The following is a 23,071-nucleotide window of genomic DNA, read 5'->3' as shown; positions in this document are numbered from 1 at the left end:
GCTCCGGTAGCAAAGCGGAGCCTGCCCATGACCACCATCCACCAAGCCGCCGCCCAGGGGTTCGCCAGCCAGGCCGATACCTACGCGCGCGGTCGACCCGAATACCCCGCCGAGATCGACACCTGGCTGCGTGGCGCGCTTGACTTGCAGGCGGGCCGCGTCGTGCTCGATCTCGGCGCTGGCACCGGCAAGTTCACGCGCCGGCTGGTGCAGACCGGCGCCACCGTGATCGCGGTGGAGCCGGTGGCGCCGATGCGTGCGCAACTGGCGGCCGCGGTGGCGCCGGTGCAGGCGCTGGAAGGCAGCGCCGAGGCAATCCCGCTGCCAGACGCCAGCGTCGATGCCGTGGTCTGCGCACAGGCGTTCCACTGGTTTGCCAACGCGCGCGCGCTGGCGGAGATTCGCCGCGTGCTGCGCCCCGGCGGCCGGCTCGGACTGGTATGGAACGTCCGGGACGAAAGCGTGGACTGGGTGGCGCAGCTGACTGCCATCATGGCGCCGCATGAAGGCGATGCCCCGCGCTTCTACAAGGGTGACTGGAAGCGGGTGTTTCCCGCCGCGGGCTTCGGGCCGCTGACGCTGCAGAGCCTGCCCTACGCGCATGTGGGGCCGCCCCAGCAGGTGATCGTGGATCGCGTCATGTCGGTCAGCTTCATTGCGTCGCTGCCCGAGCCGGAGCAGGCGCGCGTGCGCGCGCGCCTGCACGCGCTCATCGACCGGCATCCGGCGCTGTCGGACCGCGCCGAGGTCGCCTTCCCGTACCGCACCGAGGCCTATCACTGCGAACGGCTTGCCTGAGCCTACATGGTGGCCTGCCGCACCCAGAATGCCGCGCCAACGCGCACCGCGCAGCGTTCGCGCTGCCGCTGCGCTTCGGCACGGCGCTGCGCGTGGGTGCTGGCCTGGATCTGCTCCCAGATGTCGAGCATGGCGCGGATCTTGGGCAAGGCATTGAACCCGGCCGCGGTCGGCAGCCAGCCCGTGCCGCAAGGCTGGAACAGCGCCATGCCGAGCCCGGCCTCGAGCTGGCGCAGCTGGTAATGGAGCCTTTGCGGCTGGATGCCGAGCGCCTGGGCGGCGCGGCCGGCGTCGCGATGCTGCATCAGCGCGACGAAGACACGCAGGGAGAGAAAGGAGACGCGCCGGTTGATAAGTCGGTAAGCCATGCCCGTGTCATGGCCGGGGGGCGGTTTCGCGCTCGCGCGCTGAGACGGGTCCCCGGCGGATCGAAGTGGATCGATCGTAGCGGGGCGGCGCGGGGCAGGTGGGCAGCCGGATTCAGAAATGCAGCGCGGAATCTTCCGGCGAGGCGTGGGGCAGCGACGCAGTCAGTGCATCGGCAACTGGCCGATCGCGGTCAGTGCCAGCACGACGTCGGGCGACAGGCGGCGTTCGCTGCAGGGCACGCCCGCGGTTTCGAGCGTGGTCCACAGGTCGGCGTCGCCGGTGACGATGCGTTGCCGCAGCTGGGCCAGGTATGCATATTCCGCGGAAGTCAGCGGCCGCGGGGCACTGCGCAGGTCGTCCAGGATAGCACCAAGCGAGAGTGCGGAAATGGTCATACCAAGGTCGGGAATAGCACGGCGATGAGACATTGCGGCGGAAACAGCAGGACGGTGCGGAGTTGAGCAACGCATGATTCTATCCATCCAGTGCAGCGGCCGCTAAATCAAAAGCCGGGGCGATTTACCCCGCTGGTTCCGCTTGCAAAGCCAGGAGTGGCGAATAGGCTAAGCGCGGGGCATGCGATGTGGCGCATGCGGTGTCCAGAGGGCGCACCAGGCGCTTGCGCCAACGCACAGTCAGGTTAGCAAGCGGGCATGAGTGTTGCAGAAAAACGCCACCACGCGGGCGTGCGGGCGTCGACGCCACGGCACACCTGGGCCGCGCGACCACCTGGGCGCGGGCCAAACTGCGGCAGCGCGGCCGACCCGGCTTGCAGGGGGTGCCAAGCTGGCGCCGGCACGGGCTATCATGCGGCTGGCATGAAAAACAGCGCACGTCACATCTGGTGAAATCAACGCCCGCATGCCTCGCGTCGCGCCCCCGTGGCCTGATCCCCGCCAATCGATATTGACGGCGGGCGGACGGCATTCTTGAGGAAATCCCTTGCACCTGGACCAGCAGACCATTGCGGTGGTGATGATGGTGTTTTTCTGCGGCACGCTGATCATTGCGGCGGGGCTGGTGTTCGCGCTGCGCGCGAGCACGGCGGGGCGGCTGTGGGCCTTCGGCCATGTGCTGGTGTCGGCCGCGGGCCTGGCGCTGGCGGTCAGCGCGGCCAGCGGCACCGGCCAGCTCGGCACGCTGGGCGCATTTGCCTTCGTCGCCGGCTGGCTGCTGATCTACCGCGGCGTGCGGGTCTACTACGGCGTGCCGGCGCATCCGGGCGCGCTGGCCGGGGCGGGGGCGATCGTGCTGGGCCTGATGGCGGCCTCCAGCGGCCTGCCCGAAGGCCCGCCGCTGGTGCTGCGCATCGTCTACGGCGTGCTGGCGCTGGTATCGCTGGCCACCTTTGCCACGCTGGCGCGCGCCGGGCGCGGGCGCCGCAGCATCGGGGCGCCGCTGGTGCTGGTGGCCAGCCTGGTGCAGCTGGCGACGCAACTGGCGGGCTTCAGCCACGCCATGAGCCTGCCCGCGGGCGGCACGGCGGCGGGCAGCGCGGCAGCGCCGCTGACCCTGTTCTTCGCCGGCCCGGCCGATTCGGCCTGGGTACTGGCGCCGCTGATCGCCACGCTGCTGGGGCTGTTCGGCTTCACCGTGATGGCGATGGAGCAGATCGTCGCGCACAACGAAAGCGGCGCGCGCATAGATGCCCTGACCGGCCTGCTCAACCGCGGCGCGCTGGAAATGTCGGCGCTGTCGCTGGTGGCGCGCTGGCAGCGCGACGGACAGCCGCTGTCGTGCCTGGTGATCGATATCGACTACTTCAAGCAGGTCAACGACAGCTGCGGCCATCACGCCGGCGATGCGGTGCTGCGCGAAGTGGCGCAGGCGCTGGACAACTCGCGCCGCGCCTCGGACGTGGCCGGCCGCTATGGCGGCGAAGAGTTCTGCGTGCTGTGCCCGCATACCGACGAGCAGCAGGCCTCGGCCCTGGCCAACCGCGTACTGCGCAAGGTGCATGCGATCGCCTTGCCGGCCGGGCGCGGCCATGCCAGCGTCAGCATCGGCGTGGCGCAGTTGCGCGCCGGCCCGGGCAGCCGCGAAGCGCTGTGGCGGACCCTGTTCGCCGATGCCGACCGCGCGCTCTACCATGCCAAGGCGCATGGGCGCGACCGCTATGTGCTGGCATCCTCGATGCCTGACCCGGAAGCCAGGCCGGCGGCCGCTGCCCTGTTGCCGGCACCGGACCTGGCGCGCTGAACGCGCACCCCGGTCTCGCCGCCGGGTCCTGCGCCGGCACTTTCCTGGCGTGACCGCTGGCGCCGCGCAGGCGGCACGGACGCAGCCGCTGCCCTACAATAGCGCCCCCGCCCGCGACGGCCCTGCGCCGCGCGGGCCACTTTGCTGGCAGGAAAATGGAATCGAAGATGTCAAACGCATGCGGCCTGGATTTCGGCACGTCCAACTCGACGGTGGGCTGGAGCCGCCCGGGCAGCGCGGCCGCGCTGCTGCCGCTGGAGGATGGCAAGGCGACACTGCCGTCGGTGATCTTCTTCCATGCCGAGGATCCGCTGGTCAGCTACGGCCGCGCCGCGCTGGGCGATTACCTGGCGGGCTACGAGGGCCGGCTGATGCGCTCGCTCAAGAGCCTGCTGGGCACCTCGATGATGGACGACAGCACCGAGGTGATGGGCCAGGCCATGCCGTTCCGCAAGCTGCTGGCGCATTTCATCGGCGAGCTGAAGACGCGCGCCGAGCAGGCCGCCGGCACCGGCTTTTCGCGCGCGGTGCTGGGGCGTCCGGTGTTCTTTATCGACGAGGACCCGGTGGCCGACCAGCTGGCCGAAGACACGCTGGCCGGGATCGCGCGCGACGCAGGCTTCAGCGAGATCGCGTTCCAGTATGAGCCGATCGCGGCGGCCTTCGACTACGAGGCCGGCATCACGCGCGAGGAACTGGTGCTGGTCGCCGATATCGGCGGCGGCACCTCGGATTTCTCGCTGGTGCGGCTGTCGCCAGAGCGCGCCGCGCGCAGCGACCGGCGCGATGACATCCTGGCCAACGGTGGCGTGCACATCGGCGGCACCGACTTCGACCGCGCGCTCAGCCTGGCGCGCGCGATGCCGCTGCTGGGCCTGGGCAGCGCGCTGCGCAACGGCAAGGCGATGCCGTCGAGCCAGTACTTCGACCTGGCCAGCTGGCACACCATCAACCTGCTCTATACGCGCAAGGCATGGTCGCTGGTGATGGACAACTATCGCGACGCCGCCGACACGGTCAAGCTCGACCGCCTGGTGCGGCTGATCCGCGAGCGCGCCGGCCACTGGCTGGCGATCCAGGTCGAAGCCGCCAAGATTGCACTGTCGGAGGCAGGCAGTACCGACATGGACCTGCACCGGCTGGAACCGGACTTGTCCCTCACCATCACGCGCGACGAGTTCGATGCCTCGATCGACAAGCTGGTGACCAGGACCGAGCAGACCGTGCACAAGCTGCTCGCCGACGCCGGCGTGCCCGGCGCCGCGGTCGACACCATCTTCTTTACCGGCGGCTCCAGCAGCGTGCCCTTGCTGCGCCAGCGGCTGGCGGCGTTGCTGCCCGAGGCGCGCTGCGTGGAAGGGGATCGCTTCGGCAGCATCGGCAGCGGACTGGCGCTGGATGCGATGAGGAAGTTCGGGTGAGGGTGTGGTTTTAGGTTTGCTCTCCTCTCCCACAAGCAGGAGAGGGAGTCCCCAGTAAGTGTTGGAGAAACCGGCGGCATTTCGCTGCTCCGCGGGTCCACATCAGCCGATTCAAAAGTCAGCTTGCTGCGAGCGCATGTCGCGCAGGCCAAAGGTATCCCCCAGCGCCAGCCTGGCCGCCCGCAACGCCCCACGCGCGGCTGCGGCATCGCCGGCGAGGCGCAGCAGAGCCGGCAGTTCCTGCGGCGCGCGCAGCAACCCGCGCAGCACCGCGGCCACATCGGTCTTGCCGTCATCGCCCATGCCGGCCGCGGCGGCGGCCGGCACCGCACGAGACGCCGGATCGATGACCACCCGGCAAGCCGCGAACGGCAGCCGGCACGCCGCCGCCATGCGCGCGGCCAGGTGCGATTCCATGTCGACGCATAGCGCGCCCGTGGCCCGCTGCAGCGATGCCTTGGCGGCCACCGTCAGCACCGGCTGGTCGGCCCCGGCCGCGGTGCCGATGCGCGCGTGCGGCAGCGCCGCGTGCATGGCGCGCGTCCAGGTGGTATCGGCGTCGTAGCGCTCGCCGGGCGCGCACACCGCATCGGCCAGCACCACATCGCCCGGCGCCAGCGTCGGCTCCAGCCCGCCCGCCACGCCGAAGCTGAGGATGCCCATGCACTGCCGGCTGGCCATTGCCGACACTTCCTGCTCCAGCGCCAGGCCGCGCACGCCGTGCACCACGCGGCAATGCGGCCCGGCCGCGATGCGCGCCTCGAACGCCATGCCGGTGACGACCAGCACGAACGGCGCGGTCACAGCCCCCACGGCACCTGGCCGCTCTGGCCGCTCGGATCGCTCGGATCGCTCGGATCGCTCTGGCCGCGCTGCAGGTTGCGGTAGCGCGCCAGCGCCCACAGCGGAAAGTAGCGCGCGTAACCGTGATAACGCAGGTAGAACACGCGCGGGAAGCCTACCGCGGTAAAGCGTGGCTCATGCCACAGGCCGCCGGGCTGCTGCGTGCGCAGCAGGTAGTCGATGCCGCGCGCCACCGCCGGATGCTGCGCGGCGCCGGCCGCCATCAGCGCCAGCAGCGCCCACGCGGTCTGCGAGGCCGCGCTGGGCGCGGGCTCGTAGCCGCGGTAGTCGAGCCGGTAGCTGCTGCCGTCCTCGCCCCAGCCGCCATCGGCGTTCTGGATCCGCGCCAGCCACGCCACCGCGCGCTGCAGTTCGGGTGCTGCGGGCGGCAGGCCGGCGGCGTTCAGCGCGCACAGCGCGCTCCAGGTGCCGTAGATGTAGTTGGTGCCCCAGCGGCCGAACCAGCTGCCGTCGGGCATCTGCTCGGCCAGCAGGTAGCGCAGCGCGCGCGCGGCGGGCTCGCTCCTGGCGGGGGTGGCGCCGGTCTGGCACAGCATCGACAGGCAGCGCGCCGACACGTCCGCGGTGGGCGGATCCAGCAGCGCGCCGTGGTCGGCAAAAGGGATATTGTTCAGATACAGGTGCGTGTTCTCGGGCTCGAACGCGCCCCAGCCGCCGTTGCCGCTCTGCATGCCGACGATCCACTCGGTCGCGCGCGCCACCGCTTCGCCATAGCGACCCGGCGCATGATGCGCGCGCATGTAGCGGTCCATGGCGGCGGCCACCACCGCGGTGTCGTCGACGTCGGGGTAGTAGGCGTTGGCGTACTGGAAGGCCCAGCCGCCGGGGCGCACCAGCGGGCGGCGCACCGCCCAGTCGCCGCGCAGGTCCAGCACCTGCAAGGGCCTGAGCCAGTCCAGCGCCCGTCCCGCTGCCTGCACCGCGCGCGCTTCGCCGGTTTCCAGCAGCGCGTGCGTGGCCAGCGCGGTATCCCACACCGGCGACAGGCAGGGCTGGCAATAGGCCTCGTCGCCGTGCTCGACCAGCAGGCGCTCGAGCGAACGCCGCGCCACCGCGCGCGCCGGGTCTTCGGGCGGCACGCCGAGCACGTCGAACATCATCACGCTGTTAGCCATGGCCGGGAAGATCGCGCCCAGGCCGTCCTCGCCATTGAGGCGCTCGCGCACGAAGCGCTGTGCCGCGGCAATGGCGCGCCGGCGCAGCGTGCGCGGGAACAGCGGCTCGGCCACGCGCAGCAGCGCATCGAGCCCGCGGAACACCGTGTACCAGCCGGCATGCTGGTGGGGCGCGCGCGGCGGCAGGCCCACCGTGTGGCAGTTGCCGACAAAGAGTTCGTTGATGCCGACGCCGCGCGGGTTGCGCGCCTGCGGGCGCAGGCTGTTGAGCACCAGCAGCGGCACGATCACCGTGCGGGCCCAGTACGAGACCTTGGACAGGTGGAACGGGAACCAGCGCGGCAGCAGCATGATCTCGACCGGCATCATCGGCACCGCCTTCCACGGCAGCACGCCGTACAGCGCCAGCAGCGTGCGCGTGAAGACATTGCTGGCCTCGGCCCCGCCCATGGCATGGATGGCCTGGCGCGCGCGCTGCATCGGCGCCGACTGCGGATCGTCGCCCGCCATCTTCAGCGCGAAATACGCCTTGACGCTGGCACTGACGTCGGAGCGGCCCTGATGGAACAGCGGCCAGCCGCCGTCCGGATTCTGGATGCGGCGCAGGTAGCGGGTCAGGCGCGCTTCCAGGTCGAGGTCGGGTGCTTCGCCCAGGTAGTGCACCATCAGCACGTATTCGGCGGGGATGGTGGCGTCGGCCTCGAGTTCGTAGATCCAGTGGCCGTCGGGGCGCTGCTGGTGCAGCAGCGCGTCGAGCGCGCGGCCGATGCCGTGGTCGAGCGCCGGCGCGGGCGCGCGCGTCGCCTGCGCTTGCGCCGGGCCGGCCGGCTCACGCTGCGCGGCACCGACCCGCGGCGCGGGGTTGGCAAGGGCGGTCTCGTTCATCGGCATGCAACCTCCTTGTGCCGGCGGCCAGCCCCGGCGCGCATCGGCGTGCATCGACATGCCGCGCTCAGCCGATGGCGTGGCGCAGCACGATCCAGAGCAATTGCGCACGCGGCACGCGCACGCGCTGGCGCGGCGCCCGCCAGCCCTGCGCGCACAGCCGCGCCAGGATGCGGTGGTAGACCTCGGCCATGATGCGCGGCGAACGCACCTGGCGTGCCGGGCAGCGCGCCATGATGGCCTGGGCCTGGTCGTAGTGGGCCTGGGCCTCGCGCGCCACCGCCGCGCACGCCTGGCCCAGCGCCGGGTGCGTGGCCACGGCCGCCGGCGTGGCGGCCGCGATGCCGGCCGCCGCCAGCGCCTCGGCCGGCAGGTAGAGCCGGCCGATGGCGGCATCCTCGTCGATATCGCGCAGGATATTGGTCAGCTGCAGCGCGCGGCCCAGGTGGTGCGCCAGCGCCATCCCGCAATCCGTCTCCAGCCCGAACACGCGCACCGCCAGCCGGCCCACCGCGCTGGCCACGCGGTCGCAGTACAGGTCCAGGGTGGCGGCATCGGGGGCACAGATATCCTGCACCACGTCCATGGTCATGCCGTCGATCACGGCGAGGAAATCGGCCTGCTGCAGGTCGAAGGCGCGGATCTGCGCGCTCAGCGGCTGCAGTGGCGCGGGCGGGTTGCCGGCGTAGCAGGCGGCGATGTCGCGGCGCCAGGCATCGAGCGCGGCCAGGCGTTCGGCATGCGGCGCGTCGCCGTCGGCGATATCGTCGACGGCGCGGCAGAACGCGTAGATCTCGAACATGGCCTGGCGCTGTGCCGCCGGCAGGATGCGCAACGCGGCATGGAAGGAACTGCCCGACGAGGCGGCAGGGCCAGCCTGGGCGCCGCTGGCGGCACGGCTGTCTGAAGCTGCGATCTGAGTACCGGCCACGTAACTCCTCGACACGCTGCTTACCGTCCCGTGCCGGCCGCGCGGCGTCGGCGCGCACCTGTGCGGGAGGTGGTTGTGGGTCGGGCGATTATAGCAATTTCCCCTGCAACGGCGCGGGCTACAGCGTGCTGCAGCACGGCGGCCCGAAACAAAAAAAGCCCCGCAACACTGCGGGGCTTTCTTGCCGGCTGGCCCGTCGGGCCAGCCCGGGACCTCACCGGTATCAGAGGGCCTGGATCTTGGTGGCTTGCTCGCCCTTCTGGCCCATGGCCTTGACGTAGCGCACCTTCTGGCCTTCCTTCAACGACTTGAAGCCCGAGCCTTCGATGGCGGAGAAGTGCGCGAACAGGTCATTGCCGCCTTCGTCCGGCGTGATGAAGCCGAAGCCCTTGGCGTCGTTGAACCACTTAACGGTACCGGTTTCCATATCTATCTCAACCTTGAATTTCAAAATGAGCGAAAACGCTCGTTATACACCGTGTGCAACGCGCCCAGCGGATCGGTTTTATCTTCCCCGCCAGCGCATTCCATATGACTTCGATATGTCGCTGCCATGACAACCGAAACCGTCACGGAACGACAACACCAAATGACACACCGAATGGGCGCTGCACAAGTGGGAATCATTCTGCCGAATTTTCACAGTGTGTCAATCAGGCTAAGCGCCTAATCATGATGAGAGGTTCCGACAGGAGATATTAGCGTTTTCTACTTCAGTACCGATTCAGTGAATTCCCTGATTTTTTATTGTCGCGTTTGCCTGTGCGTGCACCGCGGCCGGGCCGCGTGCCATGTTGTCGTGCATAATGCGCTGCCGCCCGCCACATGCTGGTGCCACTTTTTTTACAAATTTTTACGGCGCCGCTCCTACCGCGTTCGGGTGAGGCCAGTCCAGGCGGGAGATAACATTATGCGGATAAACCACAATACCCGAGACGGGGCGCAGGTTATCCATGCCAATACATGAGTCAATGGCCTGCATGCGCGTCCATACATAAGAGAATGAACGCAACGATTTCATGTTGTGGCAAAGCGGCTGTCCGGAAATCCGGTAACGGACAGCGCCGGCGCCGGCGTAGCAAGGATCCGACCTTCCCGGCCGGGCTCCCGGCGCCGGTGCAGCAACCATCGGCCGACGACGGCTGCCGTTAAGGCGAAGCCGGCTCAATGTCTCGTTTTCGGGACAATTGTTGACAATACGGCCACGGCGCCTGCTCTAGCATGCGGATGCCGGATACCATCGGACCTTTCCGAATTGACGGTCAGAACCAGGCGCCGCGCGGTCACGAACCGCCGCTAAAATGTCTGGCACCGTGCACTTCGGGTGCGCAAAAAACAAAGGAAAGCAACGCTGTGAATCGACTGGGGGAAGCGCAAGGCAGCCGGGGTGGTCGCATGCCATGCCGGCCGGGTTGGATCGCCTGGCTGGGGCATGGGGCGCAGCACGCCGCGCTGGCGCTCGCCGTTGTCCTTTCCCTGGGGGCGGCCGGGACCGCCGCGGCACAGCCGGCGGCGGGCGCCGCCGCAGCCGCTCCGGCGATGCCGTCGATCGCGCTGCACTACGGCGCCAAGCCGCCGGTCGATGCGCTGCAGGCCTTCGATATCGCCGTGGTCGAACCCGACAGCGGCTTCGACCCGCGCCAGGTCGCCACCCCCGCGACCGCCTGGTTTGCCTATGTCAGCGTGGGCGAGGTGCTGGAAGGACGGCCGTACTTCAAGGACATTCCCAAGAACTGGTTCGTCGGCCGCAACGACGCCTGGAACGCGCCGGTGATCGACCAGGCCGCCGACGGCTGGCCCGCCTTCTATGTCGACAAGGTGATCGCGCCGCTGTGGGCGCGTGGCTTCCGCGGCTTCTTCCTCGATACCCTGGACTCGTACCAGCTCGCCGCCAAAACCGACGCCGAACGCGCGCGGCAGGAGGCCGGCCTGGTGCGCGTGGTGCGCGCGATCAAGGCGCGCTACCCCGACGCCCGGCTGATCTTCAACCGCGGCTTCGAGATCCTGCCGCAGGTGCATGGCCTGGCGTATGCCGTCGCCTTCGAGTCGCTGTTCCGCGGCTGGAACCAGGCCCAGGGCCGCTATGTCGAGGTGCCCCAGGCCGACCGTGACTGGCTGCTGGCGCAGGCCCGCACTATCCGCGAGCAATACCGGTTGCCGGTGGTGTCGATCGACTACTGCCCGCCGGCGGACCGCCGCTGCGCGCGCGACACCGCGCGGCGTATCCGCGCGCTGGGCATCACCCCCTATGTGGCCGATCCCGGCCTGCAGACCATCGGCGTCGGCAAGGTCGAAGTGCTGCCGCGGCGCGTGCTGGTGGTGCAGGAGCGCCGCCCGGGCGTGGCGATCGACCAGTCCGAGGGCGTGCGCTTTGTCTCGATGCCGCTCAACTACCTGGGCTACCGCGTCGAGTTTGCCGACACCAGCGAGGCACTGCCCGAGATCGGGCCGGACCGCTATGCCGGCGTAGTGATGTACCTGACGGGCAAGGTCACGGCGCAGCCGGGCCGCTTCGACGCCTGGGTGCAGGCGCGCATGGCGCAGGGCATGCCGGTGGTGTTCCTGAACGACTTCGGCACCAGCGTCAGCGGCGCGGTGGCGCGCAGTTTTGGCCTGAAGGCGGTCAGGGGCCGCGTGTCGGGCCCGGTCGAGGTGCTGGCCAGGGACCCCATGATGGGCTTCGAGATGCCGGTGGCGCCCGACCGCACCCAGGCCGAGGCGATCCAGGTACCCGACGGCGACGGCTTCCGCTCGCTGCTGCGCCTGCGCTCCGGCACGCTGACCTATGACGCCGCGGCCATCACGCCGTGGGGCGGCTATGTGCTGGGGCCGTATGCGGTGCACGAGAGCGGCATCGGCACCGCCGACAGCCGCTGGGTGGTGCAGCCGCTGGACTTCCTGCGCGAGGCGCTGCGCCTGCCCGCGATGCCGGTGCCCGACGTCACCACCGAGAACGGCCGGCGCCTGCTGACCATCCATATCGACGGCGACGGCTTCGCCTCGCGCGCCGAGGTTCCCGGCGGCGGCTTCTCCGGCGAGGTGCTGTTCCGCGAGATTTTCGACCGCTACCGCTTGCCGATGACCATGTCGGTGATCCAGGGGGAAGTCAGCCGCGACGGCATGTACCCGAAGCTCGCCGCCGAGCTGGAGCCGATCGCGCGCAAGATCTTCGCCCAGCCCTATGTCGAGGTGGCCAGCCATACCTTCTCGCACCCGTTCGAATGGGCGCGCACGGTGCCGGCCCAGCCGGGGCAGGGCGGCAACGCCGCGGCAGGCGGGGGCGACGCGGCCTTCCACCTCGACATCCCCGGCTACACCATGGACCTGAACCGCGAGATCGGCGGTTCCATCGACTACATCAACCGCAACCTGGCGCCCGCCGGCAAGCCGGTCAGCCTGCTGCTGTGGTCGGGAGACTGCCAGCCGCCGGCCGAGGCCCTGCGCCTGACCGACGAGGCGCGCGTGTTCAACATGAACGGCGGCGACACGCTGATCACGCGCAGCAATCCCAGCTGGACCGCGATCGCGCCGCTGGGCATCAATAAGCCGGGCGGCACTTTCCAGGTGTTCGCCCCCAACCAGAACGAGAACGTCTACACCAACCTGTGGCACGGCCCGTTCTACGGCTTCGAGCGCGTGATCGAGACCTTCGAGCTGACCGACCGGCCGTATCGCTTCAAGCCCGTGAACATTTACTACCACAGCTACTCCGGCACCAAGGCGGCGTCGCTGAAGGCGCTGCGCAAGGTCTACGACTACGTGCTGACGCAGCCGCTGCTGCCGCTGCATTCGACCGATTACGTGCGCAAGGTGCTCGACTGGCAGGAGATGGCGGTGGCGCGCGAAGTGGGCGACGGCAGTGCCGGCAGCAGCGGCACGCACTGGATCGTGCGCGGCGACGGCAACCTGCGCAACCTGCGCTGGAGCGGCGCGGGCCTGCCCGACGTAGCCAGCGCGCAGGGCGTGACCGGGACCTCGCCGGCGCCCGGCGGCGGCGTCTACCTGCACCTGGACGGCGGCGCCGCGCGCTTCGCCGTGCGCGACGCCGCCGCTCTCACGGCGGCGGCCACACCGCAACTCGCGGAAGCCAGCGGCATCGTGCGCGACTGGTCGCAGCGCGACGGCGTCACGCGCTTCGCCTTCAGTGGTTATTTCAAGCCGTTCTTCCGCCTGGCCAACGCCGGCCACTGCCGCGTCAGCGTCGATGGCAAGGCCGTGGCGGGCGTGCGCGAGCGCAATACGCTGCGCGTCGATACCGCACCCGTGACCGACCCCAATCATGTCAGGCAACAAGTCGAAGTCCGCTGCGCCGGCTGAGCGCGAGCGGCTGCTGCCGCCGACGCTGGTGCTGACCTTTACCGCGATCGTGGGCATCGGCCTGGCGCTGATGTTCCCGCGCGAAACCCTGCGCGAACGGCTGCTGGGGCAGGGCCGCACCATCGACGGGCTGACCATGGCCTACCTGGAAGCCTGGTGGAAGGTCACGCCCGACGATCCCGCCTTCATGGGCGTGCTGGCCGAGCAGTACGCGCGCACCGGCCGCCTGGAAGAGGCGCAGGCGATGCTGGAGCGGATGCAGGCGGTGCAGGGCATCGACCTGTCGGGCCAGGTGCTGCGCACGCGCATCGAGATCGCGCAGCAGCGCGCCTGGGCCGCGCTGCCGGAAACTGCCGAGCGCGAACAAAATTTGGTGCAGCTGCGCCGGCTGCTGGACCAGGCCGCCGGCCGCCGCTGGAGCGTGGCGGAGCTGCAGGCGCTGGCCACGCAGGCACGCCAGGCCGGCGCGGATGGGGCCATGCGCCGTTTCTATACCGCGCTGGCAAGCCAGGACCGCAACAACGCGGCATTCTGGAACCGCCAGCTGGCGGAGATGGCGATTGCCGGCGGCGACTACCGCGACGCCGCAAACGCGCTGTTCGCGCAGCAGGAGGCCGCGACCACGCTGGGCGAGCGGCGCGTGCTGTTCCTGAAGGCGGTGCAGACCCTCCAGTCCGGCAACTTGCTGGATGAGGCGCTGGCGCAGGCCGAGCGCCACGGCGGCACGCTGCTCGACGATCCCGAGGTGCTGCGCTACCTGACCAGGCTGGCGCTGGCGGCGAACCGGCCGGAGCAGGCCAGCCGCTATGTCGAGCGGCTGTTGAAGGTGTCGGCGCGGCTGCGCGGCACCGGCCATGCCGAACCGGCCGCGCTGGCCGCGCACGAGGCCGAGGTGCGTCGCATCGCCGCCAGCCAGCCGTGGCGCGAGCGCGGCGTGGTGTTTCTCGACGGGCCGCGCGGCCTGGCGCTGCGCGAGGCGCTGGCCGCTTCCGGCCAGCTCGGCGTGCGCAGGATCGCGGCACAGGACCCCGCGCCCGCGCAGCCGGATGATACGAAGTTCAATGCCGACGACTACGAGCTGGCCTATCGCGTCTTCCTGGCCGCGGGCAAGCTCGACCAGGCCCAGCGCGTGGCCGAGACCGCGGTGCGCCGGCTGCCGGGCGAGCCGGTCTGGCGCGAGCGGCTGGCGCAGGTGGCGGAATGGAACCGCCAGCCGGCCGTGGCGCTGAAGAGCTGGCTGGACTATGCCCGCGCCACCAACGACGAGCGCGCGTGGGACGCGGTGATGCGGCTGGCGCCGGGGCTGTCCGACGATCGTGCCTACCTGGCCGCGCTGCGCCACCGCGCGGGCGCCTCGGACCTGAAGACGGTGGACGAGGTGGTGGCCGCTTACGAGCGCCTGGGCGAGCCGGAAGAGGCCATGCGCTTTCTCGAAGGCCTGAGCCGGGGCCCGAAGGCGCGCGAGATCATGGAGCGCCACGCCGCGCTGGCCGAGCGCGCCGGCAAGGACGAGCGCGCGTTCCAGCTCTATACGCAGCTGCAGCAGCGCTTCGGCCCGCGCCCGACCTACGCGCTCAAGCTCGCCAACCTGCTCTATATGCGCGCCCGGCTGCCCCAGGCGCTGGATGCAATGCTGCCGGCGCGCGCCGCCGCGGGCCCGCGCGACCTGTTGTTCTGGCGCACGTTCACCGAGCTGGCCCGGCTCAACCAGCGCGACGACCTGCTGCAGGATGGCTATCGGCAACTGATGATGGCGGCCGCGCAGGGCCACGACGAGCACTGCCTGCAGCTGCCGGCGGGCCCGGCGCAGAACGACTGCATGAACCAGGTCCGCGAGACCCGGGCAGCGGACTTCTCCAACCTGATCGCTTACTACGACAAGACCCCGATCGACGCCGGCCGCATCGCCGAGGCCGACTGGCGCCGCGGCGCCAACCCGGCCTCGCTGGAGCTGGCGCTGTACTACTACACGCGCGCCCACGCCTACCGCCGCATCGAGCTGCTGCTGCAGGACATGACCCCGGAGCAGCGCCGCGCCGCCTGGCAGTCGGGCCGCTTCCTGATGCGGCGCGCCGAGTACTACCGCGTGACCGGCCAGCGCGAGCAGGCCCTGGCCGACCTGCGCCATGCCGCGGGCCTGCCCGACGTCGACAGCGAAACGCTGGCGGCGCTGATGTGGACGCTGGTCGATCAGGGCACCGATACCGAGGTGCGCGCGGTGATGCGCCGCCTGCAGGACCAGGCCGAAAACAATCCCGACCTGTGGGGCGCCTTCGCCGCCGGCCACATGCGCTTCCACGACGGGCGCGCGGCGCTGCATTACCTGCACAAGCTCAACGACGGCCAGAGCGCCGATCCGCTGTGGCTGAGCCTGCTGGCCGACGCCTATGAAGCCGTCGGCCAGACCGACATGGCCTGGCGCGTGCGCCGCCAGGCGTGGCTCGACCTGCAGCGCGGCTGGGCCCGGCGCGGCGCGGGCGCTGCCCGCATGCGCCCGGATCACACCGACGGCGACGAGGAACAGGAGAACCCGTCCGGCGCGCCGTCGCGCGCGGACCTGCGCCGCCAGACCGTGGCGCTGGGGCAGCTCTTTGCCTCGGGCGATGTCTCGCGCGCGCTGGTGATCCAGATGCTGCGCGCCGACCGCGCTTCCACGGCGGCGCGCGGACTGCAGCGGCCGGCCGCGGGGGCGACGTCGCAGCTGGGCGAGATCGAAGGCTTGCCGCCGCTGCGTGACCCGGTCCCTGCCGAGGTCGTGCGCGACGCGGCGCGGCGCGAGGCCGCGTTGTCGGCCGCCGGACGCGATGCCGCGCTGGCATGGGCGATGTCGGCGGAATCGAACGAACTGGCGCGCGGCTGGCTGGCGCGCCAGTACGCCAGCCGGCTGCAGCGCCCGGCGTATGCCGAGGTGGCGATCGCGCTGGACCAGCAGGACCTGAACAGCCTGGACCGCATCCTGGAGCGCCAGGCAGGCGGCGTGCCGGTGGCGAGCCAGATCGAGGCCAACCAGCGCCTGGACCGCCTCGGCGCGGCGCAGACGCTGGCCTTCGAGGCCCAGGAGCGGGCCCGCTCTGACGACGCGCTGCAGGAGACCCTGCGCGACACGCTGCTGTTCAACGCCCAGGCGATCGAGCCGCGCGTGCGCTTCCTGCACCAGAAGCCGCTGGAGTTCACCGAAGGCAGCCTGGCCGGCGGCGTGCGGCTGTGGGACGGCTACGACCTGAACCTGCGCGGCACCTGGCGCGACCAGCGCAGCACCGACCCGGGGCAGCTCGCCAACGTGCCGGCGTCGGACCGGAGCGCCGACCTGTCGCTCGGCTACCGCGACAACAACCGGCGCTGGCGCGCCAGCGCGGGCTACCGCGAGGGCCTCGACACCATGGCCACGGCGCGCTTCTTCGGCGAGTGGAACCAGCAGGGGCGGCTGCAGTTCAGCACGCTGGCGGGGCTCAACCAGCCGGCGGACGAGTCCGCGCCGCTGCGCGTGGGCGGCGCCAAGGATGTGCTGGGGCTGGGCGCGACGTGGCGCTTCAGCCTGCGCGAGTTCGTCGGCGCGCGCATCGAGTACAGCCGCTTCCGCGGCCAGGACCGCAGCACGCTGGGCCACGGCCTGGTCTATGACGTCGAGGCCGGCTACAAGATCCGCACCGCGTACCCGGACTACACCGTGCGCGTGGTCGCGACGCATGCCAGCTACAGCACGCAGGGCGGCAGCCTGACGCCGCGCCAGGCCGCGCTGGTGCCGGCCGGCGCCGCCGCGACGCCGGCGTTCTACATGCCGCAGGGCTTCACGCAGGCTGGCGTGCTGTTCGGCTTCGGCACCGAGCTGCTGGACGAATACACCCGCAAGTGGCGGCCGTTCGGCGAGATCGGGCTGCTGCACGACACCCGCGCGCGGCAGAACTTCCGCGTGCAGGGCGGCGTGGCGGGCTCGCTGTTCGGCAACGACCACCTGGCGCTCTATGTCTCGCACGAGACCGCGGCGCGCAACGGCGGGCGGCCGATGACGGAACTGGGATTGCGCTACCGCTGGCTGTACTGAGCGCGGCAGGGCAGGCATCAACAGGACATGGAATACGGAAAAAGGGGATCAGCATGAACAAGCAAACGGGCATGACAGGCATCACGGGCAGGACCGTAGCAGCGCGGCTGGCCGCATGGTGCGGCGCGCTGGGCGCGGCGCTGTGGCTGGCGGGCTGCGCGGTGACGGACGTCGGGCGCGCGCCGGCGCTGGCGCGCGGCGAGACCATCGCGGTGCTGCCGATCGTCAACTACACCGAGACGCCGCAAGCCGGCCTGCGCGCCGAAGCCATCGCCGAGAGCCTGCTGAAGACCGGCGGCGTGGCCAGCCTGAAGCGCTATCCGGCCGCGCTGAACCCGGAAACGCTGTTCGAGCCGGCCGAGCGCGAGGCGGTAGGCAAGGCGCTGGAATGGGCGCGCGCCGAGAAGGCCCGCTATGCGCTCACCGGCGCGGTGCAGGAATGGCGCTACAAGGTGGGCGTGGACGGCGAGCCGGCGGTCGGCATCTCGCTGCAGCTGCTCGACGTGAACAGCGGCGAAGTGGTGTGGTCCGCCACCGGCAGCGACAGCGGCTGGAGCCGCGCCTCGCTGTCGGGTACCGCGCAGAAGCTGTTGCGCCGCCTGCTGGCGCCGCTGATGCAGGGCTGAGGTCGGGGTGGCGTTGATCGGCACGGCGCCGCGCCAGCGCGGCGATGGATGGTTGAAGCAAGGGGATGAGCGTGGCCAAGACGGCTGACAATACCTATCGCGCGCGGCAGGGACAGGGTATCGGCCTGGGCGGGCGCTATGCGCGCCTGCTCGCGCCGGCGGTCACCGGACCGGCGGCCGTGGTGGAACTGGTGGTGGCGATGCTGGCCGCGCTGGGGCTGGCCTGGCTGGTGCTGCCGCAGAACCCGTTGCTGCTGGGCATGGGCTTCCCGTGGGCCTGGCTGCTGCCGGTGATCCTGGCGCTGCGCTACGGCACGCTGATCGGGGTGGGCAGCGTGCTGATGCTGCTGGGCGCCTGGTACCTGTACCACCAGACCGGCGTGATGCCCGGCCCGTTCCCGCGCCTGTTCTTCCTCGGCGGCCTGCTGCTGGTGCTGGTGGCGGGACAGTTCGGCGATATCTGGGGCACGCGCCTGGCGCGTGCCAGCGCCGTCAACCGCTACCTGGACGAGCGCCTGGCGGCGCTGACCAAGAACCACTACCTGCTGCGCATCTCCCACTCGCGGCTGGAAAACGACCTGCTGGCGCGGCCCACCACGCTGCGCGACACCCTGTCGCAGCTGCGCGGCGTGGCGCTGGAAGAGGCCGCCCGCGGCGGCCATGTGCTGGCCGGCGCGCAGCCGGTGCTGCAGGTGGTGGCGCAGGCCTGCCAGGTCGAGGCGGCCGCGCTCTACGCCTGCGACGGCGAGCGTGTCGACGCCGAGCCCGCGGCCAGCATCGGCCCGGCCTTTACCCTCGACACCACCGATCCGCTGGTGCGCCACTGCCTGGACACGCGCCAGCTGGCCCACCTGCGCGCCGACGGCCTGCAGCACGATGCGCGCACCCGCTACGTGGCGGTGGCGCCGGTGCTGGCGGGCTCCGACCACCTGATCGGCCTGCTGGTGGTGGAACGCATGCCGTTCCTGTCGCTGAACTATGAAAACCTGCAGATGCTGATGGTGCTGCTGGGCTACTACGCCGACGGCGTCGAGCATGCCGGCGCCACGCGCACCATCCTGGCGGCGCTGCCGGCGTGCCCGTATCCGTTTGCGCTGGACTATGCGCGCCTGTCGCGGCTGCAGCGCGAGACCGGCATCAACAGCTCGGTGGTGGCGCTGGTGTTCGACACCGATCCGGAGCGCGATGCGCTGTTCGAGCAGGTGGTGCGCAGCCGGCGCGCGCTGGACGTGGCCTGGCCGCTGGTCAACCCCCACCACCGCGCCATGCTGACGCTGATGCCGCTGTCCGATGCGCAGGCCGTGGCGGCCTACCTGGTGCGCATCGAAGACATGCTGCGCGCGCAGTTCGGCACCGATTTCACCCGCGCCGGCATCGGCGTCTACTCGCTCGCGGTGCCCGCGACCGGCGCCGAAGAGGCGCTGGTCAAGCTGCTGCGCCGGGCCCAGGTGGACGGCACGGCGGCGCCGTCGACGCCGGCGGCCGGGGAAGCGCCCCATGTTTAAGCTCGGCGCCGGCGGCCTGGCCGCCCAGATCGCCGCGCTGGTGCTGCTGGCTCGCGCCGGCAACAGCACCGCGCTGCTGCTGGCGTTCTTCGGCATGCAGGCCGTCGCCGCCGCGCTGACGGCGTTGCTGCTGTGGCGCCTGCTGCCGCGGCGCTTGCGCATGCCGTTCGCGTGGAGCTACGGCTTCCTGGCGCTGTTCTGCTTCTTCGTGCCGCTCGGCGGCGCGCTGGTGTGCGTGGGCAGCTACCTGCTGTCCAAGCTGTTCCCGCGCCGCATCGATACCAGCGGCATCGGCACCGTGGGCCTGCCGGAATTCGTCACGCACCTGATGTCGCGCGTCACGCATGGTGGCGGCGCGCGGCTGCGGGCGCAACTGGGCAATGCGCGCGCGCCGCTGCCGGAGCGCATGACCGCGCTGGTGGCGATGCAGTCGATGCCGGCGCGCACCGTCAGCCCGGTGCTGCGCGAGCTGCTGGCCGACAGCGCCGACGATATCCGGCTGCTCGCCTACGGCATGCTGGACGGCGCCGAGAAGCAGCTGACCCAGCAGATCCTGGCCGAGCTGCCGCGCCTGGAGACCGCCTACAGCCCGGCCGAGCGCGCCGAGATCAGCAAGCGCCTGGCCGACCTGTACTGGGAGCTGATCTACCAGAACCTGGTGCAGGGCGACGTGTACCGCTACACCGCCAGCCAGGTCGAGCGCTACGCCAGCGCGGCGCTGTCGCACGACGACAGCAATGCCTCGCTGTGGTACATGCGCGGGCGCCTGGCGCTGGCGCGCAACGCCCCGCGCGAGGCCCGCGCCTGGCTGCAGCGCGCCGAGGCGCTCGGCTTCGCGCGCGAGCGCGTGCTGCCGCACCTGGCCGAAGCCGCCTACCTGGAACGCGACTACGCCGCGGTGCGCCAGCTGATGGCATCCTTTGACAGCCCCTCGCCGCTCCCGCTGGTGCGGCCCCTGCTGCGGTACTGGCAATCATGAGCGAGATCCTGTTGAAAGCGGCCTCGGCCGACGTCATGCTGCTGCTCGAAGGCACCTTCCCGTACGTCAGCGGCGGCGTGTCGAGCTGGGTCAACCAGATGATCCGGGCGTTCCCGGAGCTGCGCTTCGGCATCGTCTTCATCGGCAGCCGACGCGAGGACTACGGCGACATGGCCTATCAGCTGCCGGCCAACGTGGTGCACCTGGAGACGCACTACCTCTATGACTTCCCGCCGCCGCCGCTGGTGCAGGGCCGCGGCGGCGACGCGAAGGCGTTCGATGCCGCCGACCGGCTGCACGACCTGCTGCGCGAGCCGGGCCGCGAGGCCGAGGCCGGCGCGATGATCCGCGAACTGATGCCGGCGCTGCGCGAAGGCGGCGCGCTCGGCGAGGACGCGTTCCTGTACAGCCGCCGCGCCTGGCAGACCATCACCGACCAATACCGGCGCTTCTGCACCGACCCGTCGTTCACCGATTACTTCTGGACCGTGCGCATCATGCACAAGCCGCTGTGGCAGCTGGTGCGGATTGCCGACGGGCTGATCCCGGCGCGGCTCTACCACACGGTATCGACCGGCTATGCGGGCTTTCTCGGCGCGCTGCTGCGCCACCGCAACCAGCGCCCGCTGCTGGTGTCGGAGCACGGCATCTATACCAAGGAACGCAAGATCGACCTGTTCCAGAGCCAGTGGATCCGCGACAACCGCAATGTGTTCGAGCGCGACATCTCCCAGATCAGCTATTTCCGCGAGCTGTGGGTGCGTTTTTTCGAAACCCTGGGCCGGGTCTGCTACGACGCCGGCGACGACATCGTCGCGCTGTACGAGGGCAACCGCCGCCGCCAGGTGCAGGACGGCGCGCCCGAGGCGCGCACGCGCAGCATCCCCAACGGCATCGACCTGCCGCGCCTGGCGCCGCTGCGCACGCGGCGCCAGCCCGGCGTGCCGCCGGTGCTGTGCCTGATCGGCCGGGTAGTGCCCATCAAGGACGTCAAGACCTTTATCCGCGCGATGCTGACGGTGGTGCGCGAATACCCCGAGGCCGAAGGCTGGATCGCCGGCCCGGAGGACGAAGATCCCGAATACGCGCGCGAATGCCGCAGCCTGGCCGAAAGCCTGGGCCTGGGCAAGAAGGTGAAGTTCCTCGGCTTCCAGCGCATCGACGCGCTGCTGCCGCAGGTGGGCGTGCTGGTGCTCAGCTCGATCAGCGAAGCGCTGCCGCTGGTGGTGCTGGAGGGCTTTGCCGCGGGCGTGCCGTGCGTGACCACCGACGTGGGCTCGTGCCGCGAGCTGCTGTTCGGCCTGCCCGGCGAGGACGCCGCGCTGGGCCCGGCCGGCGAGGTAGTGCGCATCGCCGACCCCGCCGCGCTGGCCGCGGCCGCGCTCGGGCTGCTGCGCGACCCGGCGCGCTGGCAGGCGGCGCAGGCCGCCGGCGTGGCGCGCGTGGAGCGCTACTACACCCAGGAGCGCATGGTCGGCAGCTACCGCGAACTGTATCAACGGCTGATGGCGCAGCCCGACGGCGCCGGGCATGACGGACCAGCCCGGCACGGCGGCAATCCCGCGCGCTGCCCGGTCCACGGAGGAGCCTGAGCATGGCTGGCATTGGATTCGAGCTGCGCAAGATGCTGCGGCGGGACAACCTGTCCGGCATGCTCAGCGCCTACGCGTATGCCGGCATCATCAGCTCGGGGCCGTGGATCCTGTCGATCGTCGGCATCCTGCTGATCGGCATGCTGAGCCTGCCGTTCGTGGTGCCGGGCACGCTGATCACGCAGTTCCAGGTCTCGGTGACCTACCTGATCGCGGGCAGCCTGATCCTGACCGGACCGATGCAGCTGTCGTTCACGCGCTTTACCTCCGACCGGCTGTTCGAGAAGCGCGACCACCTGATCCTCAGCAACTACCATGCGGTGGCGCTGCTGGCCACGGTGCTGTCGGGCGGCATCGGCGTGGCGTGCGCCGTGTTCAGCTTCGGCGCGCAGTCGGTGCTGTACCGGCTGCTGATGGTGGCGGGCTTCGTGGTGCTCAGCAATATCTGGATCGCCGCGATCTTCCTGTCGAGCATGAAGCAGTACAAGGCCATCGTGTGGACCTTCCTGCTGGGCTACGCGGTCTCGGTGGCGGCCGCGCTGGGGCTGCGCGGCTACGGCATGGAAGGGCTGCTGGGCGGGTTTGTCGCGGGCCAGCTGTGCCTGCTGACCGGCATGGTGACGCTGATCTACCGCAACTACACCAGCCGCCAGTTCATCTCGTTCGAGGTGTTCCGGCGCCGCTATGCCTACCCCAGCCTGGTGGCGATTGGCCTGCTCTACAACCTGGGCATCTGGATCGACAAGTTCATGTTCTGGTACGCGCCGTCCACCGGCCACGAGGTGATCGGGCCGCTGCGCGCGTCGATCATCTACGACATCCCGGTGTTCCTGGCCTACCTCGCCATCATCCCCGGCATGGCAGTGTTCCTGGTGCGCATCGAGACCGATTTCGTCGAGTACTACGACGCGTTCTACGATGCGGTGCGCGGCGGCAGCTCGCTGGAGCATATCGAAGACATGCGCAACACCATGGTCCAGACCATCCGGCTGGGCCTGTACGAGATCGTCAAGGTGCAGGCCATCGCCGCGCTGCTGCTGTTCGCGGTGGGCGTGTGGGTGCTGCGGCTGCTCGGCATTTCCGAACTGTACCTGCCGCTGCTGTACGTCGACGTGATCGGCGCCAGCCTGCAGGTGGTGCTGCTGGGCGTGCTCAACATCTACTTCTACCTGGACCGGCGCCGCGAGGTGCTGCTGCTGACCGCGCTGTTCGTGGTGCTGAACTTCGCCCTGACGCTGGTGACGCTGCAGCTGGGGCCGGCCTGGTATGGCTACGGCTTCGCGGTGTCGCTGCTGGTGGTGGTGGCGCTGGCGCTGGCCATGCTAGACCACAAGCTCGAGCGGCTGGAATACGAGACCTACATGCTGCAATAGCGTCCCGCAGCACGCCGGTGCACCCCTCGTCGGGGCGTCTCGACGGAATGGGCCG

16 protein-coding genes are annotated in these 23,071 nt (G+C 70.3%); 10 read left to right on the top strand and 6 right to left on the bottom strand.

Going from position 1 to position 23,071, the window contains the following annotated elements:
• Window positions 1-27 precede the first annotated feature (27 nt).
• Window positions 28-798, top strand: a complete 771-nt coding sequence (locus tag A3AG_RS0116055; RefSeq protein ID WP_018006398.1) for a class I SAM-dependent methyltransferase — start codon at window positions 28-30, stop codon at window positions 796-798.
• 2 nt (window positions 799-800) lie between these two features.
• On the opposite strand, the gene A3AG_RS0116050 is transcribed toward A3AG_RS0116055, so the two are convergent.
• Together A3AG_RS0116050 and A3AG_RS0116045 are read right to left on the bottom strand one after the other, a co-directional pair.
• A complete protein-coding gene (locus tag A3AG_RS0116050) occupies window positions 801-1,166 on the bottom strand; it encodes a LysR family transcriptional regulator (protein WP_018006397.1) in 366 nt (121 codons plus the stop codon).
• Window positions 1,167-1,328: 162 nt separating this feature from the next.
• A complete protein-coding gene (locus A3AG_RS0116045) occupies window positions 1,329-1,562 on the bottom strand; it encodes an IclR family transcriptional regulator (RefSeq protein WP_240619857.1) in 234 nt (77 codons plus the stop codon).
• A 547-nt stretch (window positions 1,563-2,109) separates the two neighbouring features.
• Between A3AG_RS0116045 and A3AG_RS0116040 the strand changes: the two genes are divergently transcribed.
• The gene (locus tag A3AG_RS0116040; RefSeq protein WP_018006395.1) at window positions 2,110-3,366 is read left to right on the top strand and encodes a GGDEF domain-containing protein; all 1,257 of its coding nucleotides are present in this window, start codon (window positions 2,110-2,112) and stop codon (window positions 3,364-3,366) included.
• Between the two features lie 155 nt (window positions 3,367-3,521).
• Window positions 3,522-4,787 (top strand): Hsp70 family protein, encoded by a 1,266-nt coding sequence (locus A3AG_RS0116035; protein ID WP_018006394.1) that lies wholly within the window; start codon window positions 3,522-3,524, stop codon window positions 4,785-4,787.
• A gap of 111 nt (window positions 4,788-4,898) precedes the next feature.
• On the opposite strand, the gene A3AG_RS0116030 is transcribed toward A3AG_RS0116035, so the two are convergent.
• The 4 genes from A3AG_RS0116030 to A3AG_RS0116015 form a co-directional block, all read right to left on the bottom strand.
• Window positions 4,899-5,591, bottom strand: coding sequence for a phosphorylase (locus tag A3AG_RS0116030; protein ID WP_018006393.1), 693 nt, complete (start codon window positions 5,589-5,591; stop codon window positions 4,899-4,901).
• Window positions 5,588-7,657, bottom strand: coding sequence for a squalene--hopene cyclase (shc, locus tag A3AG_RS0116025; protein WP_018006392.1), 2,070 nt, complete (start codon window positions 7,655-7,657; stop codon window positions 5,588-5,590). Before shc ends, A3AG_RS0116030 begins: the two co-directional genes overlap by 4 nt.
• A gap of 61 nt (window positions 7,658-7,718) precedes the next feature.
• Window positions 7,719-8,582, bottom strand: coding sequence for a presqualene diphosphate synthase HpnD (gene hpnD / locus A3AG_RS0116020; RefSeq protein WP_018006391.1), 864 nt, complete (start codon window positions 8,580-8,582; stop codon window positions 7,719-7,721).
• A gap of 223 nt (window positions 8,583-8,805) precedes the next feature.
• Window positions 8,806-9,009: a cold-shock protein gene (locus tag A3AG_RS0116015; RefSeq protein WP_012356773.1), complete on the bottom strand. Its 204-nt coding sequence runs from the start codon at window positions 9,007-9,009 to the stop codon at window positions 8,806-8,808.
• Between the two features lie 968 nt (window positions 9,010-9,977).
• On the opposite strand from A3AG_RS0116015, the gene A3AG_RS0116010 reads away from it, so the two are divergent.
• The 7 genes from A3AG_RS0116010 (at window position 9,978) to pelG (ending at window position 23,016) form a co-directional block, all read left to right on the top strand.
• Complete coding sequence (locus A3AG_RS0116010) at window positions 9,978-12,899, top strand: bifunctional glycoside hydrolase/polysaccharide deacetylase family protein (protein WP_018006390.1); 2,922 nt, start codon at window positions 9,978-9,980, stop codon at window positions 12,897-12,899.
• A complete protein-coding gene (locus A3AG_RS0116005; protein ID WP_018006389.1) occupies window positions 12,862-16,941 on the top strand; it encodes a tetratricopeptide repeat protein in 4,080 nt (1,359 codons plus the stop codon). The genes A3AG_RS0116010 and A3AG_RS0116005 overlap by 38 nt, the downstream gene beginning before the upstream one ends.
• A gap of 71 nt (window positions 16,942-17,012) precedes the next feature.
• Window positions 17,013-17,567, top strand: coding sequence for a hypothetical protein (locus tag A3AG_RS0116000; RefSeq protein ID WP_026164226.1), 555 nt, complete (start codon window positions 17,013-17,015; stop codon window positions 17,565-17,567).
• A gap of 65 nt (window positions 17,568-17,632) precedes the next feature.
• Window positions 17,633-19,072, top strand: coding sequence for a PelD GGDEF domain-containing protein (locus A3AG_RS0115995; protein WP_018006387.1), 1,440 nt, complete (start codon window positions 17,633-17,635; stop codon window positions 19,070-19,072).
• Window positions 19,065-20,051, top strand: coding sequence for a tetratricopeptide repeat protein (locus A3AG_RS0115990; protein WP_018006386.1), 987 nt, complete (start codon window positions 19,065-19,067; stop codon window positions 20,049-20,051). Before A3AG_RS0115995 ends, A3AG_RS0115990 begins: the two co-directional genes overlap by 8 nt.
• Window positions 20,048-21,643: a GT4 family glycosyltransferase PelF gene (gene pelF, locus A3AG_RS0115985; RefSeq protein WP_018006385.1), complete on the top strand. Its 1,596-nt coding sequence runs from the start codon at window positions 20,048-20,050 to the stop codon at window positions 21,641-21,643. The genes A3AG_RS0115990 and pelF overlap by 4 nt, the downstream gene beginning before the upstream one ends.
• Before the next feature lie 2 nt (window positions 21,644-21,645).
• The gene (gene pelG / locus A3AG_RS0115980; protein ID WP_018006384.1) at window positions 21,646-23,016 is read left to right on the top strand and encodes an exopolysaccharide Pel transporter PelG; all 1,371 of its coding nucleotides are present in this window, start codon (window positions 21,646-21,648) and stop codon (window positions 23,014-23,016) included.
• Window positions 23,017-23,071: the final 55 nt, after the last annotated feature.

It is taken from the genome of Cupriavidus neocaledonicus, from assembly GCF_000372525.1.
Lineage (GTDB): Bacteria > Pseudomonadota > Gammaproteobacteria > Burkholderiales > Burkholderiaceae > Cupriavidus > Cupriavidus neocaledonicus.
Note: the sequence above shows the minus strand (reverse complement) of the source record. Positions and strands in the feature narration are given on the sequence as shown.

Excerpts from the sequence above, each read along its gene's own strand:
- A3AG_RS0116045 (WP_240619857.1), bottom strand. The coding sequence starts at position 1,562 with ATGACCATTTCCGCACTCTCGCTTGGTGCTATCCTGGACGACCTGCGC.
- A3AG_RS0116010 (WP_018006390.1), top strand. The coding sequence starts at position 9,978 with ATGCCATGCCGGCCGGGTTGGATCGCCTGGCTGGGGCATGGGGCGCAG.
- A3AG_RS0116035 (WP_018006394.1), top strand. The coding sequence starts at position 3,522 with ATGGAATCGAAGATGTCAAACGCATGCGGCCTGGATTTCGGCACGTCC.
- A3AG_RS0115990 (WP_018006386.1), top strand. The coding sequence starts at position 19,065 with ATGTTTAAGCTCGGCGCCGGCGGCCTGGCCGCCCAGATCGCCGCGCTG.
- A3AG_RS0116005 (WP_018006389.1), top strand. The coding sequence starts at position 12,862 with ATGTCAGGCAACAAGTCGAAGTCCGCTGCGCCGGCTGAGCGCGAGCGG.
- A3AG_RS0116050 (WP_018006397.1), bottom strand. The coding sequence starts at position 1,166 with ATGGCTTACCGACTTATCAACCGGCGCGTCTCCTTTCTCTCCCTGCGT.
- pelG (WP_018006384.1), top strand. The coding sequence starts at position 21,646 with ATGGCTGGCATTGGATTCGAGCTGCGCAAGATGCTGCGGCGGGACAAC.
- pelF (WP_018006385.1), top strand. The coding sequence starts at position 20,048 with ATGAGCGAGATCCTGTTGAAAGCGGCCTCGGCCGACGTCATGCTGCTG.
- A3AG_RS0116015 (WP_012356773.1), bottom strand. The coding sequence starts at position 9,009 with ATGGAAACCGGTACCGTTAAGTGGTTCAACGACGCCAAGGGCTTCGGC.
- A3AG_RS0115995 (WP_018006387.1), top strand. The coding sequence starts at position 17,633 with ATGAGCGTGGCCAAGACGGCTGACAATACCTATCGCGCGCGGCAGGGA.
- shc (WP_018006392.1), bottom strand. The coding sequence starts at position 7,657 with ATGCCGATGAACGAGACCGCCCTTGCCAACCCCGCGCCGCGGGTCGGT.
- A3AG_RS0116055 (WP_018006398.1), top strand. The coding sequence starts at position 28 with ATGACCACCATCCACCAAGCCGCCGCCCAGGGGTTCGCCAGCCAGGCC.
- A3AG_RS0116000 (WP_026164226.1), top strand. The coding sequence starts at position 17,013 with ATGACAGGCATCACGGGCAGGACCGTAGCAGCGCGGCTGGCCGCATGG.